Source organism: Gammaproteobacteria bacterium, assembly GCA_013151035.1.
Lineage (GTDB): Bacteria > Pseudomonadota > Gammaproteobacteria > JAADJB01 > JAADJB01 > JAADJB01.
Genome location: JAADJB010000040.1, coordinates 56,850 through 70,877, shown reverse-complemented (window position 1 = coordinate 70,877; position 14,028 = coordinate 56,850). Strand labels below are relative to the sequence as shown.

Annotated in this window: 14 protein-coding genes and 2 pseudogenes (1 of these 16 cut by a window edge); 9 read left to right on the top strand and 7 right to left on the bottom strand. The window is 45.1% G+C overall.

Annotated elements, in window-relative coordinates; all coding sequences use genetic code 11:
- From GXP22_08895 to GXP22_08880, 4 genes and pseudogenes are all read left to right on the top strand, one after another.
- Window positions 1-510, top strand: a pseudogene (locus GXP22_08895) (DUF262 domain-containing protein) (it extends 565 nt beyond the left edge of the window).
- Between the two features lie 105 nt (window positions 511-615).
- Window positions 616-1,695 (top strand): DUF3800 domain-containing protein, encoded by a 1,080-nt coding sequence (locus GXP22_08890; GenBank protein NOX09585.1) that lies wholly within the window; start codon window positions 616-618, stop codon window positions 1,693-1,695.
- A 305-nt stretch (window positions 1,696-2,000) separates the two neighbouring features.
- The gene (locus tag GXP22_08885) at window positions 2,001-2,186 is read left to right on the top strand and encodes a hypothetical protein (protein NOX09584.1); all 186 of its coding nucleotides are present in this window, start codon (window positions 2,001-2,003) and stop codon (window positions 2,184-2,186) included.
- Complete coding sequence (locus GXP22_08880) at window positions 2,174-2,473, top strand: type II toxin-antitoxin system RelE/ParE family toxin (GenBank protein ID NOX09583.1); 300 nt, start codon at window positions 2,174-2,176, stop codon at window positions 2,471-2,473. Before GXP22_08885 ends, GXP22_08880 begins: the two co-directional genes overlap by 13 nt.
- A 59-nt stretch (window positions 2,474-2,532) precedes the next feature.
- Here GXP22_08880 and GXP22_08875 read toward each other — a convergent pair.
- Window positions 2,533-3,446 (bottom strand): annotated as a pseudogene (locus tag GXP22_08875) (hypothetical protein).
- Between the two features lie 166 nt (window positions 3,447-3,612).
- Between GXP22_08875 and GXP22_08870 the strand changes: the two are divergent.
- The 3 genes from GXP22_08870 to GXP22_08860 all read left to right on the top strand — a co-directional run bounded on the left by GXP22_08870 (window position 3,613) and on the right by GXP22_08860 (window position 5,994).
- On the top strand, window positions 3,613-4,566 hold the full coding sequence (locus GXP22_08870; GenBank protein ID NOX09582.1) for a methyltransferase domain-containing protein: 954 nt from the start codon (window positions 3,613-3,615) through the stop codon (window positions 4,564-4,566).
- Between the two features lie 79 nt (window positions 4,567-4,645).
- Entirely contained in the window at window positions 4,646-5,695 is a 1,050-nt protein-coding gene (gene amrS, locus GXP22_08865) for an AmmeMemoRadiSam system radical SAM enzyme (protein NOX09581.1), read from the top strand.
- A gap of 11 nt (window positions 5,696-5,706) precedes the next feature.
- Window positions 5,707-5,994 carry an oxidative damage protection protein gene (locus GXP22_08860; GenBank protein ID NOX09580.1) on the top strand — a complete coding sequence of 96 codons (288 nt, stop codon included), beginning with the start codon at window positions 5,707-5,709 and terminating at the stop codon, window positions 5,992-5,994.
- Here the strand turns inward: GXP22_08860 and GXP22_08855 are convergent.
- Window positions 5,966-7,213 (bottom strand): ATP-grasp domain-containing protein, encoded by a 1,248-nt coding sequence (locus GXP22_08855; protein ID NOX09579.1) that lies wholly within the window; start codon window positions 7,211-7,213, stop codon window positions 5,966-5,968. The two genes, GXP22_08860 and GXP22_08855, sit on opposite strands and share 29 nt — an antisense overlap.
- Before the next feature lie 275 nt (window positions 7,214-7,488).
- Between GXP22_08855 and GXP22_08850 the strand changes: the two genes are divergently transcribed.
- The gene (locus tag GXP22_08850) at window positions 7,489-8,370 is read left to right on the top strand and encodes a Dyp-type peroxidase (protein ID NOX09578.1); all 882 of its coding nucleotides are present in this window, start codon (window positions 7,489-7,491) and stop codon (window positions 8,368-8,370) included.
- Window positions 8,371-8,435: 65 nt separating this feature from the next.
- Here the strand turns inward: GXP22_08850 and GXP22_08845 are convergent, their stop codons facing one another.
- The 4 genes from GXP22_08845 to GXP22_08830 form a co-directional block, all read right to left on the bottom strand.
- Complete coding sequence (locus GXP22_08845) at window positions 8,436-9,203, bottom strand: hypothetical protein (protein NOX09577.1); 768 nt, start codon at window positions 9,201-9,203, stop codon at window positions 8,436-8,438.
- Window positions 9,187-10,026, bottom strand: a complete 840-nt coding sequence (locus GXP22_08840) for a DUF692 domain-containing protein (protein ID NOX09576.1) — start codon at window positions 10,024-10,026, stop codon at window positions 9,187-9,189. The genes GXP22_08845 and GXP22_08840 overlap by 17 nt, the downstream gene beginning before the upstream one ends.
- A gap of 9 nt (window positions 10,027-10,035) precedes the next feature.
- On the bottom strand, window positions 10,036-10,488 hold the full coding sequence (locus tag GXP22_08835; protein ID NOX09575.1) for a hypothetical protein: 453 nt from the start codon (window positions 10,486-10,488) through the stop codon (window positions 10,036-10,038).
- 275 nt (window positions 10,489-10,763) lie between these two features.
- Window positions 10,764-11,345: a sigma-70 family RNA polymerase sigma factor gene (locus GXP22_08830; GenBank protein NOX09574.1), complete on the bottom strand. Its 582-nt coding sequence runs from the start codon at window positions 11,343-11,345 to the stop codon at window positions 10,764-10,766.
- 269 nt (window positions 11,346-11,614) lie between these two features.
- Between GXP22_08830 and GXP22_08825 the strand changes: the two genes are divergently transcribed.
- Window positions 11,615-12,214, top strand: coding sequence for a DoxX family protein (locus GXP22_08825; GenBank protein ID NOX09573.1), 600 nt, complete (start codon window positions 11,615-11,617; stop codon window positions 12,212-12,214).
- A gap of 66 nt (window positions 12,215-12,280) precedes the next feature.
- Here the strand turns inward: GXP22_08825 and soxB are convergent, their stop codons facing one another.
- Window positions 12,281-14,020 carry a thiosulfohydrolase SoxB gene (gene soxB, locus GXP22_08820; protein ID NOX09572.1) on the bottom strand — a complete coding sequence of 580 codons (1,740 nt, stop codon included), beginning with the start codon at window positions 14,018-14,020 and terminating at the stop codon, window positions 12,281-12,283.
- Window positions 14,021-14,028 lie beyond the last annotated feature (8 nt).

The following is a 14,028-nucleotide window of genomic DNA, read 5'->3' as shown; positions in this document are numbered from 1 at the left end:
GAAGGCGTTACATTCGCAAATAAAAGGTATCAACATCGTGAAGTATCTGCACGCTTTCTGTTGGTTGAAAATAGCCTTACAAATGAAGAAAGGCTTATAGATACCAAAAAAGTGTATTTAGATTCATTGGCAAAACGATATATTGAAGGAAAGCAAGACAAAGTAAACGAATTGCAGGGTAGTGTGAGTGATATTTTAGATAGCATGATGGAAGTATTTTCCAATAATGATGCATTACTAAGAGCACAAGGAACCATGGTTGTCTATTATCTCATGTTTCGTCGCGCTATTTCTTCAAACCAAACTGGCCTAATTACAAGAAGAAAACTTTTAGATTTTAACCAGGCTCTCAAGGATAATAGAATGCTAGCTATTGAGTCTTATGAAGAGTCATCTTTTGCACTACTTGAGTATGACAGGTTAACTCAGCAGGGAACTAATGATGCTTCAAATATTAAAGAGCGAGTAAGCGTTCTTACTGAATACATGGGGATTGAAAACGAAATCTAACAAGGTGAATTCACTTGGACAGTTAAAAGCGGTGCGGTTTTCACTACGCTACAGTCACACCGCTTTTAACCGCCGGTGATTTGCGACGTTAGGCTATGGAAAATAATGGAAACAATTGCATTTGATGAGTCAGGTAATACAGGTGCTGATCTGCTTTATAAAGATCAGCCAATATTTGCTCTCGCATCATCTAATTTATCCTTAGATGAAGCAAGAGAGCTTCTTAATCTTGTGAAAACTCCACAAGCTAAAGAAGCAAAATTTAGTGCCATCAAGAAAAGCAATTCAGGAAAAAGGCGCATTATTGAGTTTTTAAAGCAATCAACCCAATATAATAAACAAATAAAGACAACAATTGTTCATAAGAAATTTATGGTAACAACAAAAGTTGTTGATATTTTAATTGAAACACTTGCTCATAGAGATGGTATAGATTTATACAAAGATGGGGCTAATATTGCCTTATCAAATATGCATTATTATTGTATGAGTTTATTTTGTGGCAAAGAACGAACAAGCGAAATGCTTGATAGTTTTATCAAGATGATTAGAAATAAAACCACGTCATCAGTTGATCAATTCTATTATCACGCTTGGCAACTTTATGGGGCTACAATAAACAAAGAGTATCAAGTGGCGCTTAGTCCTATATTGGAAACTGAAAAATTAATAAGTGAAATTTTAGTTGCAGTTGATTCAAATTCCATAGATCCAGCAATCCCGGCATTTTATGAGCACTGTGCAAACTGGGGCGATAAATTTGAGCATGAATTTGATGTTTTGCATGATACTTCAAAGCCGCTCTTTCAAGAAAAAGATACTCTTGAAGCGCTAATGTCCAAAGATAAAACATATGAAAAAATTGGCTATGATAGGAGATCATATACTTTTCCACTAAGAGCGAATGGTGTTGTTTTTTGTGATTCAAAAAATGATGAGCGTATACAGGTTGTGGATCTTATAGCAAGCAGCTCTGGATATTGGGCAAAAGGTTTACTTGAGGTCAACTCACAAGATCAATTTTGGGAGCAACTAAATGATATTGATTTGAAGCAATTTGTAATAGGTACTTTGTGGCCAACACCTGAGGTGGATCCAGCTAAGCTAGGCACTAACACTGGTGGCGGCATCAATGCCGTAGATCACATAACTGAACATTTGTGCAAAATGAGAGATAGAGCCTAACAAATGCATAATCTGACCGTTACAAAAAACTATAAGGGGGCAGTACCCTTATTAAGTTAAACCTCCTCGTCACGTTCCGTCACGTTTTGTGTCACGTTATAAAATTGTCATCCCATTTTCCATTGTAACTCCTTGTTTATACGATTATTATTATAGGTAGAGCACTGGACTTTTAATCCGATGGTCGAGTGTTCAAGTCGCTCACGGCCCACCAAATTGATTTGAAAATTAAAGGCTTGCATGAAAGTGCAGGTCTTTTTTTATTGTAGACGTTATACTTAATTTCAGTTAATTAAGGAGTGATTATGTCTACCGCAAAAGACCAGATAAAACAAATACTTGAAAGTCAGCCTGATGATAGCTCTTATGATGAGATACTGAGAGAGCTCGCCTTTAAACGTATGGTTGATAAAGGGCTGGCGGATATTGCTGAAGGCAAGGTGATATCAAATGATGAAATGAAATCCAGAATTCAATCATGGCATCACTGATCTGGACTGGTGAAGCTGAGCATTGGCTAAAAGATATATATGATTTTATTGCCAAAGATAATGAAACGGCAGCTACAAATGTAGTAACAGGGATTTATGATAAAGCTCAAGTCTTGTTAGATCATCCAGAGATCGGTTACAAATATGAACATGAATCAGAAGAAGATATAAGGATTCTTCTGTACGGTCATTATCGTATTGCATATGTATTAAAAAAGAATCAGGATATTGTCGTGTTAGGTGTGTTTCATGGTTCTCTTCAAATAGAGAATTATTTGATTAACTGAGTAGTACTGCTGAGTGTCTTGAGCGAGCTATAGTCAAATCTGGTGTTTAGCATAATGAATCAAGCGGCATCCTGGTTGTCCTCTGCTACTTCAGTTCCATCTTTAAATTGTACTCCAGCAATCACCTTGGCCAGGTAATTGAATCCGCGTAATCGGCGCCATCTTTTCTCGGCACACATCCCCAGCTTAAACATCATGTGCAGCATGCCATCACGACTCAGGCATCCCTTTGAGCGCTTGGTTCGATGCCGAATAGTTGCAAAGGCAGATTCAATCGGGTTGCTGGTACGAAGGCTCTGCCAATGGGTCGCAGGAAAGTCATAGAAGGCCATGAGTTCTTCATGATCTTGCTGCAAGCACCGGGTGGCCTTGGGGTATTTCGCTTCATACGTCCTGACAAAAAGGTCAAAGGCTTTTTCTGCATCAGCCTTCGTCTCCGCTTGCCAGATGTTGTGAATCGCCTGTTTTGCCTTCGCCTGCGATGCCTTCGGCAAGCAGTTTAATATATTCACCGTTTTGTGCATCCAGCAGCGTTGTTGACGCGTCTCTCCATAGACCTCTTCCAGTGCAGCCCAGAAGCCCATCGCACCATCGCCAATAGCCAGCTTTGGTACATTCATGCCACGGGATTTCAGGTTCAGTGATCCTTATCCAGGCGTTCTTTGTTCCATTGTTGATATCCCTCAGCCCAGATCTTCTTCAAGCGCGATACGGTACTGGCAGAGCCCCTGGGAATCTTGATCGTTACAGGCCCGATCCCGGTTTGCAGGGCACGCATGGGCAGGTGCCCATTACGCACCACACCGGCATGACCGTCTGCGGTACGGCGATGGACATGCTCTGCCAGTAAACCCTGTCGTTCGGCTTCTACGGCCTGCTGGATCAATTGCTGTGCCCCTGCTCTCAACATATCCGTTAATGGATCCAGAATGGCTTCTGGACTATTCAGTTCTACAACGTTATCTTTACTCATAGTGGCGTATCCTTATTTGGTTGGTTTAATGCTTGGTAACATCAAATTAACCCGATACGCCGCTTTTTTTCAAGTGCTTAAACACCAGATTCAGTTATAACTCATAATGAAAAGCCCTGGTAGAGATGTCGGGGCTTTTCATTTTCATTGTTGTTGCTTTCAATTAATGGTTTATCATATCTTAAAGGGTATAGATGAAGGAATTCCTGTCTTGAATAAACTAATTGAGTTGATTGATTTTAATGCCATGCAGATGAATGGGCTGGATGAATGCCAACGCTTGTTTCATGGTCGTGGCCATGCCTATGAAGGTTACGAACATATTAATATTGATTGGTTGTCGCCGATTATCCTGATTACCCTGTATCGTGAGACCGATGAGGATTGGCTTAAACAATTAGCGGAGACCCTGCGTGAAAATATTCCGGCTTGTCATTCTGTGCAGGTGCAGTATCGTCATCAGTATCAGGCACCGATGAAGCTGTTATTGGGTGAAGATATCGCCCACACGATAGTCAGAGAGAATGGCTTGCAGTTTAATATTCAGCTAGGTACTTCACAAAATACGGGCTTATTTCTGGATATGCGTAATGGTCGCGAGTGGGTGCGGTCTCATGCGCTCGACAAAAATGTATTGAATCTGTTTGCCTATACCTGTGCCTTCTCGGTTGCAGCCTTAGCGGGGGGTGCGCGTCGGGTATTGAATGTGGATAATAATAAATCAGTATTGAGTAAGGGGCGGGAAAACCATCGTCTGAATCAGCAGGATACTACGCGGGTCAGATTTGAGGGGGTGGATATCTTTCGCTCCTTTAGCCGTATAAAAAAGCATGGGCCTTATGATCTAATGGTGTGTGATCCGCCCAGCTTCCAGAAGGGTAGTGTGGATATTCGACGGGATTATAAAAAGATCATTCGTCGTATCCCGCAATTTATGCAGCCACAGGGCTTGCTGATGTTATGTCTGAATTCACCGGATCTGGATGAGGCTTTTTTGCATGATGTGATACAACAGGAATGTGCTGATTGCCATTATATTGAAACCATCAATAACCCTGATGTCTTTAAGGAGGCCATGCTGGGCAAGGGGCTGAAGGTGCAGGTTTTTCAGTATCAATAATAGCCCATGCAGGCGTGTGGAAAATCGAAGTTAAATCAGGTTATACTCAATCCCCGTATTTTATTGTGGAAGATAACCATTGACCATCCCTCAACAATACCAACTCGTCGAGACCCGGTTACAGGAAAAGCTGGATAACGGTACGACACGCTGTAATCTTTGTCTGTGGCGTTGTAAAATTGCACACGGTCAACGTGGTTTTTGTCAGGCACATGTCAATCGTAATGGAACACTCTATAACCTGTCTTATGGCATTTTGTCTTCGATTGATATTGATGCGATTGAGGACAAACCGGTCAGGCATTATCGCCCCGGTACGCGGGTGATGTCGGTGGGGAGTTATGGCTGTAGTTTTCGCTGTACGGGTTGTCATAACCTGGATATCTCCTGGGGTGTGGAGGCATTGGATAGTCTGGCAAAGGGTAACTCTACCGAGGCATGGGTATCCGCTCAATCCCTGGTTGAGACGGCTTTGCGGGCAGGTGTGCAGGGTATTGCCTTCACCTATTCCGAACCTGCGGTGTGGCTGGAATATGTGCTGGATGTGAGTCAGTTGGCACATGATGCAGGACTTTATACGCTGTATGTCTCTAATAGTTATGTGACGGATGAAGCTCTGGAGTTGATGGCCCCTCATATTGATGTGCTGTGTTCTGATATCAAGAGTATGAGTGATACCTTTTATAAACACATCTGTCGTCCGGCACGCGTGGAGCAGGTGTTGCATTCTATCAAGAAGGCACATGATCTGGGTATTCATGTGGAGACGCGGACTAATATTATCCCGAGTAAGAATGATTGTGTTGAGGAATATGAGCAGATTGCTTGTTGGGTAAGGGATAATCTGGGGGCTGATAGCCCTTGGCATATCACTCGATTCTTCCCGGCTTATCAGCTGGATCATTTGCCTGCTACCCCGGAGGCCTCTTTATTTGAGGCACAACGGGTGGCTGAAAAGGCGGGTTTGAAGAATGTTTATGTGTATAATGATAAGGGTTGTGACTGCGCTAAGGAGAATGTTTCTATTGAGTCTTATCTCAATGGTAGTGCAGAGGACATCCATCAGGTGAAAAAATGTGCAGCAAGTTGCTGTGGTGATGATGGCATCTTATTAAAGAAATATGAATAAAGAGTTTAGTTATGACTAGAATGGTGCAGTGTGTAGTATTAAAGGAAGAAGCGGAAGGTCTGGATCGACCGCCTCATCCGGGTGATCTGGGTATGCGGATCTATGAGAATGTCTCCAAAGAAGGCTGGAAGAAGTGGCTGGAACGCCTAACCATTATTATTAATGAAAATGGTTTGAATACGGCAGATGTAGAAAGCATTGCTGTGATTGAAAAGCATATGTTGGGCTTTATGTTTGGTGAAGGCGATCATGGTCAGATGCCGGCTGGGTTTAATGCGGGCGGTGGTGGGAAAAAATAGGCGCTACTACGAAGGTCAGTTTATCAAAGGCTTGATGTAAGGCATCAATAACCTCCTGACTGGTTTTTGCGCTGGCAAAGATGTAGCCGGGGTACTGATTACCCTCGGGCAGAGCGACCAGCTCATTGCCATCGCGCATAATAATATCTACTTTTTTAATGTGCTTAACCTTTCTTGCGGCAGGTATGCCTTCAACGCGTCGCAATATGCCTGATTCCTTAACCGGTATCATCATTACCCCGCGAGCCCCCTGTTCTGTTCGCCTGCTGACGGGTTTGCCGATGGCCAGGGCGACGACCAGTTGTTCAAGATTAAATTCTCCCTCCTGATCCAGGCTACGCGCACAATCGCCCCCAATCGTGCGACAGGCGACCTCTAGTATCCAGGCCTCATGCTGATCCAGTCTTAATTCAGCATGTATCGGGCCTGTTTTCAAACCATAACTCTGACAGGCCTGACTAACCCGCTGGATAATCTTTTGTTGATCGGCATGTCCCAGTTGTGAAGGGGTGACATAGATGGTCTCTGCAAAATAAGGCCCGGTTAATGGGTCTGGTTTATCAAACAAGGCGAGTTGATGTAGCGTTCCGCCCTGTAGATAACCTTCAAAGGCAACCTCAATGCCATCAATATAATCTTCAACCAGGATATGCGTATGTTCAAACTCATCGCTGGCATCGGCAATGATAGGCTGGATGCGTTGACAGGCACTAATAAATTCATCCGTATTATTGACACGGATAACGCCTTTACTGGCAGAGAGATTAATCGGTTTAAGTACACAGGGGTAGGGTAGCCCTGTTATCTGTGTTGGCAGGGGCTGGTTAATATTAATCAGGCAATGAAGGGGCACCGGGCAACCCGCCAGGGCAAGGTGGGCTCGCGCCAGATCCTTGCGTCGGGTTAATTTTGCTGCCTCGGGTGGGTTATGCGGTAACTGGAGTTCTTTAGCCACGTATGCTGCCAGTTCCACAGTACTATCATCGCTACCCAGTACACCAACAAAGGGGTGCTTATCGGCATAGCTGAGGATGGCAGCAAGTGATGTTTCGAGATCATCCAGTTCGATATGTAGACCGGCATTCACTTCAGACACCATAGAGTGTTCCCCGCGTGAGGCTATTAGAATCTCTAGTCCCATTGTCTGCGCTGCCCGGATGTAGGGGGCAATGCGGTAGCTATTGGGCTGTGCGATGAGCAGGAGTAGTGGTTTAGTCATGGAAAAAGAGCTTATAATGATCGGAACTTAATCACAATGCCGAGCTTGTTTTTTAGCAGAAAAAATAGGCTTGGGAATCTCTGATCAATTATATACAATTGATCAGAGATTCCCTTGGTAAGTTTGAGCCATGGATCACGCCTCTCTACCAGAGACACGCCGTGAATACATCCATGTGGGCTCCACGCCCGCGCCCATGCGGGCAAGGGTCTTTGGTAGAGAGGCGCAATCCCTGTCTCTTGAGTTAGCGGGACAGCAATAATATGGAGGAAGTAATGAATTTATCTCAGTCAGGTATTCTTGCACCGCTAACCGAGCAAGCGCGGTATTTAGTTTTTTCTATTCGTTCCAGCGAGGGGTTGTCAGATAGCCTGCGGGCATTGGCACAGATGGATGGTCTGCAACAAACGGTTGTTGGGCTGGGGCTCTCTCTGATAAAGGCAGTGGATAAAGAGATCCCTGGTCTACGTTCATTCCCGGTACTTACCGGCAGTGGCATTGATATTCCATCTACACCTGCGGCACTCTGGTGCTGGTTGCGGGGTACTGATCGGGGTGATCTGTATCATCGTTCACGAAAAATTGAGGCGCTGCTCTATCCCGCATTTAGTCTCGATAATGTTATTGATTCATTTCAGTATAAAACAGGAAATGATATGACAGGCTACGAGGATGGCACTGAAAACCCTCAGGGTGAGGATGCGATTAATGCTGCACTGGTGCAGGGGCAAGGTGAGGGACTTGATGGTTCGAGTTTTGTTGCGGTGCAACAATGGCTGCATGATTTTGATGTCTTTGATTTGATGACGGTGGAGCAACAGGATAATAGTGTTGGTCGACAGATTAGCGATAATGAAGAGATTGATGATGCTCCGGTATCAGCACATGTTAAGCGTACGGCGCAAGAAGATTTTGATCCAGAGGCTTTTTTGTTGCGTCGTTCAATGCCTTGGTCTGATGCGATGTCTGCAGGTCTGAATTTTGTTGCCTTTGGCAAGACGTTGGATGCCTTTGAGGCACAATTAAATCGTATGATTGGGCAGGATGATGGTGTGGTTGATGCGCTGTTTGATTTCACTCAGCCCTTGAGTGGTAGCTATTTTTGGTGTCCTCCGGTGAAGGATGGGCATCTGGATTTATCCATTCTGGATCTTTGAGTGAGTGGCAGACTAGCGATCTTCGGTGCCAGGCTTGAAAAAAGGTAGGGAAGGTTGTTGCGGTCTCAGCTCAGGATAAGCTCTTGTTGTTGTAGACTTGTTAGCAATGGCGGGATAGCCGTTTCCAGATCTTGAACAGAACCTTGATAGACTGTGTTGGCTAGTTTTTTTAGTATCTGTCTTAATGGCTGCTCTGATGATTCCTGTAGTTGTTGAATGAGTTGTGCGGTAAGAGGGTTGACTTCGATAAAGTGTACCTCGTCGTCTTTCTTACGAAAGATCAGAAAACAATGAGCTTGTTCCGATATCACTGGTGTCGAATTATCTGGGCTGATGGTGTGTACCGGCCAATGATAACAGGCGAGTTGTGCGGTGGGATTGAGCACTAATTTATTATCAAGTCGATCACCTGATTGATCCGGTATGACTACGGTATCCAGATCAGCCGTATCCGTTTTTACGCTGAGTTCGATCCATTCATAGTGCATAAACTCATACAGCCAGGGGTATTGCGGCAAGGGTTCGGTTGTTTTTGTTTGTAGCCATGCAAGAAATGTTGCGGGAATATCACGAAACAAGGGGCTGGGGCTATGACTCTCGGCAAAGCCCTGTTTAGTCAGCTTGTGCCATGCTTTGTTACCCAGAATGTCATGGGTAATGGGGAAGCAGTTAAGTAGAAAGCTGTTGAAGTTATTAAAGATTAGATCTTCGTAAACTTGCATACGTTGTGGGTCTGCACCTTCAGGAGCGGGATTTACTGCGGAGTTACGTAGATGCTGGGCGAACTGGTGTTGGTAGTCCTGATAGCTTTTTCGCTCAGGCGACTTGTTCATGTTTTCCTGCTTCTATTTGTAATTGGGCAATACGTTCTACCTCGGGTAACAGGGTGGATAATGGCGGGATGTTGAAATCGCGTTCCAACAGTGTAGGGTGTATTCCGATCTGTTGATAGGTATAGGCCAATAGTTCCCACACCGATTCAATAACATCGGCTCCGTGGGTATCAATAATCAGGTCTTGGCTCTTTTGATAGTGCCCTGCCATGTGCATATAGACGACTCGTTCAGCCGGGAGTTGCTGGATAAACGGGTGTGGATCAAAGTTAAAATTGATGCTGTTGACATAGATGTTATTCACATCAAGATGTAAATCGCAATCAGCCGCCTTCAGTACAGCACAGATGAATTCAGCCTCGCTCATCTCAGCCATTGGTGGTGCGACATAGTAAGAGGCATTTTCAATCGCGATACGGCGTTGCAGGATCTCTTGTACGCGTCGAATGCGGCTGGCTACATGCTCGACTGCATCGAAGGTAAATGGAATGGGTAACAGGTCGTACAGGTGTCCTTCATCGCTACACCATGACAGGTGTTCGGTGTATAGGGGGATATTGTATTCATCCAGAAAGTGCCCGATGCGTTGTACAAACCCCTCGTCCAGTGGATCCAGGCTACCGAGTGACAACGACAAGCCATGTGCCACGACAGGACGTTCGGTAGAGAAATGGCGTAATTGCTTACGCCATTGACCACCGACCTCCATCCAGTTCTCGGGTGCAAGCTCGAAGAACTGGATAGCATCCGGAATTGTGCGGCTCAGGTCATTAATAAGTTCACGTCGTAGACCCAGACCCGCACCTTGCAGGACAGCATTCATCTCTCTTGCCTACATGCCGCCACACTTGCCTTCTTTCATTTTATCTTTTTTCTTGTCCATATCCATCTTCATGCTGCCGCCACACTTGCCTTCCTTCATCTTGCTTTTGTCCATATCCATTTTCATGCTGCCGCCGCACTTGCCTTCCTTCATCTTGCTCTTGTCCATATCCATTTTCATGCTGCCGCCACACTTACCTTCTTTCATCTTGCTCTTGTCCATATCCATTTTCATGCTGCCGCCGCACTTACCTTCTTTCATCTTGCTCTTGTCCATTTTCATCTTCATGTTACCGCCACACTTGGCTTCACCACATTTGCCTTCGGCTGATTTGTCATCAGCGGATGCGACCTGGTAGCCTGATGCCATGACATTGGCTGAAAATGGGTTTTCACTGGCAAGTGCAGGGGTCATGCTGATAACTGCGGTTAGTGCGAGTGATAGGGTTGTTAATTTTTTCATTTGATTACTCCGTGGTTAAGGTCTTTATGGTTTATATGATTCTATATTATGTTGTATACGTTTTCGTGTTTGTTCAGAAAGTCCGCCTTCTGTATCCTTGTTATCCAGTGTTTGACGAGATAAATGGTGCATGGCGTGAGTTAAAAATCCAATCTGTTGCTCAAAACGGCGACAATTAGTACACATCCATAAATGAATGCGTAAACCCAGACGATCACGCCAACGTAACGGTTGATCTTGATGTCTGGATATTAAATAGCTCGCTTGTTTACAACTTAGGATGGTTTAACTCCTGTTTTTTCAAAGCACTTCCGAAGTCCCATACGGGCACGGTAAAGCATAGTCCATAGGTTGGTCGGGCTAATATCAAGATCCTGACACACTTTTTCACTTTTTTCCTCCATTACCTCGCGCATTAAAAAAGCATGGCGCAGGCGCGGTGGAATTTTATCCAGGCATTCTTGTAATACGCGCCAGAATTCTCCCTGTTCTAACATGGATTCAGGCTTTCCCCAGTCCTTTAAGGTAAAGCTCCAATGCCCCTCATCGACAAAGTGATCGCTAAAGGGATCATTGTCGTACCAGTCATCAGGCAAAGGGACCTCACGTTGGGAGCGACGAAAGTGATCAATAATCTTGTTTTTGAGGATGCCGGTTAGCCAGGTGCGTACCGAGGCTCGACCACTAAATTTACTCCAGCCTTGCAGGGCTGCAACCAGGGTTTCCTGTACTGCCTCTTCGGCCAGATGTGGATTACCCAGTCGTAATAGGGCAAAGCGATAAAGCACATCGCCGTGTTCATCCAGCCAGGTGTTGGCGGGGTGACTTCTGTTATCAGTTGGGCTATGTTGTTCCATTATAGCGAGGTAAGTATTGAATGATGTGTTTAGCCTAACAAAGTCTAGATGTCTCGTATATATCAATCTATAACAGGGCATTGGTGAGTGGTACCCTACCAGGGATATTGGTGCGTGGTACGCACCCTACCTATTAAGTGGTAGGGTGCGCAGTGCGCACCAAATAAATCTAAATGAGTCAAAGAATGCAATTATTTCTGTCAGGTTTTTCCATGTAAAAGGACTAACTATAAATAGTACGCACCCTACATATTTAAGGAGAATAAATAATGAAGATGATGTTACTCAGGATACACGGTTGGTTAAACCTGACTCGTAGTATGGATTTTATTGCACCCTTGTTGTTACGGCTTTATCTGGCTCCGATATTCTGGATGGCGGGTACGAATAAAATTACTCATATGGAGGGTACGATTGAGTGGTTTGCTAATCCTGATTGGGGGCTGGGACTACCTTTTCCAGAACTGATGGCATGGCTGGCAACATCAACCGAGATTGTGGGTTCGGTATTACTTTTACTGGGTCTGGGTGTGCGTTATATATCGGTACCATTAATGGCGACGATGGTGGTTGCTGCATTAACAGTGCATTGGCAGCATGGCTGGCTTGCCATTGCGGAGGGTACTGGGAGTTTATTTGCTAATGATCGGAGTGTTGCTGCGATGGAGCGGTTGCAAAGTGCCAGAGAGATCCTGCAGGAATACGGGAATTATGAGTGGCTGACTGAGCATGGTAGTCTTGCCATGTTGAATAACGGGATTGAGTTTGCCGCCACCTATTTTATTATGTTATTGGTGTTGTTTTTTGTTGGTGCGGGGCGTTATTTGAGTGTAGATTATTGGGTGCATCGCAAGATGGTTGGCGCGTAGAGATTTGCGGTGCGCAATGCGCACCCTACCGATGAAAGGTAGGGTGCATACCACGCACCATTGAATTTATGGCTTATACCCGGGATTACCCTTAACACCAATAATCTTGGGTGTGTTCAGATGATCAATGCGAATGGTTTTCTTACTGGTTAGGTATTCTTCAACAACATCCCATACTGGTCTACCCTCTAGTGGCCGACCAACACTGGCCCAGCCGGCTACTGGATATTCCTTGTTGGGCATCAGTGCTTGTCCATTGAGTTCCATATCATTGATGCGTTGACCAATCTTTTTATGTGGATTAATGCTGTAGCGTAGACCGCCAACGCGCACCATATCACCGCCTTGTTGGTAGTAGGGATCTATATTAAACAGGTTGTCGGCGACATCTTCCAGAACTTCCTTGATGCGTCCACCCGTAACCATGTCAACGGATACGGTTGGATAGGTGATAGCGGTTTGACTCATCACCTGTTCGAAGGTAATGGGTTCACCGGGTAATACACTCACTCCCCAGCGAAAGCCGGGTGAGAGTGATATCGGTGCATCCATAACCTCGATCAGTGCATCACAGATAAGCTGGTCAAAGGTACCATTGAAATTTCCACGACGGTAGAGCAGACTGTCGGTGATGGCAAGTTCCCGTTGCAGATTATCCAGATAGGGTGCGCGAACCTTGTTGATGTACGCCTCCATCTCTGGGTCAGCCTCAATCAGGTTAGAAAATACTGGCAGCAGTTTATAACGGAAATCGCGTACACGACCATTTTTTACATCAAAGTCGAGCACAGCGAGGAACTTGCCATTTGAACCGGCATTAGTGACCAGTGTCTTGCCACCCAGGTTATTAACAATAGTGGGTGACGGGATGGCATCATGCGTATGTCCGCCCATGATGGCATCAATACCCGTTACACGGCTGGCCATCTTCAAATCAACATCCATGCCGTTATGTGATAGCACCACAACAACCTGAGCACCTTCACCCCGAGCTTTGTTAACCATCGCCTGCATATTTTCATCCTGTATACCAAAACTCCAGTCCGGAATCATATAGCGGGGATTGGCAATCGGGGTGTAGGGGAATGCTTGTCCAATAATGGCGGTAGGGATGCCGTTAATATTACGAATAACATAGGGCTTGAATATGGGGTCACCCCAGTTATTATCAACGACATTTTGTGCTACAAAATCGATTTTCCCCTTAAAATCATTATTAATGATTTCCTGCACACGTTCGGCACCAAAGGTCATCTCCCAGTGCGATGTCATTATATCCACGCCGAGTAACAGTTGTGCATCAACCATATCCTGTGCGTTGGTCCATAATGCTGTGGCTGACCCCTGCCAGGTATCACCACCATCCAATAACAGGCTGTTTGGACGTTGTGCGCGAATTTTTTTCACCAGGCTGGATAGATGAGCAAAGCCACCAACCTTACCAAATTTCTTCGATGCCTCAGTGAAATCAATATAAGTCAGGGCATTGGCCTCGGCAGAGCCTGGCCGGATGCCATAGTGTTTGAGCAGGTTTTCTCCCACTAGATGTGGCGGTTGTCCACGCATACTGCCAATGCCCAGATTAATATTGGGTTCACGAAAGTGAATCGGCATTAATTGCGCATGGCAATCGGTGTAATGCATTATCGAGACATTGCCAAATGCGGGTAATTCATACAGATCGGCGGGATTGTTTCCGCTCGTCATAAAACGATTACCATTGTTTGTGCTACAGCCTTCGAGTTGTAAGGTGGATACGCCTGCAACAGCAAGCATCTGGATAAATTCTCGACGTGAAATATTCATAAACTTCT

Excerpts from the sequence above, each read along its gene's own strand:
- GXP22_08890 (NOX09585.1), top strand. The coding sequence starts at position 616 with ATGGAAACAATTGCATTTGATGAGTCAGGTAATACAGGTGCTGATCTG.
- GXP22_08885 (NOX09584.1), top strand. The coding sequence starts at position 2,001 with ATGTCTACCGCAAAAGACCAGATAAAACAAATACTTGAAAGTCAGCCT.
- GXP22_08880 (NOX09583.1), top strand. The coding sequence starts at position 2,174 with ATGGCATCACTGATCTGGACTGGTGAAGCTGAGCATTGGCTAAAAGAT.
- GXP22_08870 (NOX09582.1), top strand. The coding sequence starts at position 3,613 with ATGGTTTATCATATCTTAAAGGGTATAGATGAAGGAATTCCTGTCTTG.
- GXP22_08860 (NOX09580.1), top strand. The coding sequence starts at position 5,707 with ATGACTAGAATGGTGCAGTGTGTAGTATTAAAGGAAGAAGCGGAAGGT.
- GXP22_08855 (NOX09579.1), bottom strand. The coding sequence starts at position 7,213 with ATGACTAAACCACTACTCCTGCTCATCGCACAGCCCAATAGCTACCGC.
- GXP22_08850 (NOX09578.1), top strand. The coding sequence starts at position 7,489 with ATGAATTTATCTCAGTCAGGTATTCTTGCACCGCTAACCGAGCAAGCG.
- GXP22_08845 (NOX09577.1), bottom strand. The coding sequence starts at position 9,203 with ATGAACAAGTCGCCTGAGCGAAAAAGCTATCAGGACTACCAACACCAG.
- GXP22_08840 (NOX09576.1), bottom strand. The coding sequence starts at position 10,026 with ATGAATGCTGTCCTGCAAGGTGCGGGTCTGGGTCTACGACGTGAACTT.
- GXP22_08835 (NOX09575.1), bottom strand. The coding sequence starts at position 10,488 with ATGAAAAAATTAACAACCCTATCACTCGCACTAACCGCAGTTATCAGC.
- GXP22_08830 (NOX09574.1), bottom strand. The coding sequence starts at position 11,345 with ATGGAACAACATAGCCCAACTGATAACAGAAGTCACCCCGCCAACACC.
- GXP22_08825 (NOX09573.1), top strand. The coding sequence starts at position 11,615 with ATGAAGATGATGTTACTCAGGATACACGGTTGGTTAAACCTGACTCGT.
- soxB (NOX09572.1), bottom strand. The coding sequence starts at position 14,020 with ATGAATATTTCACGTCGAGAATTTATCCAGATGCTTGCTGTTGCAGGC.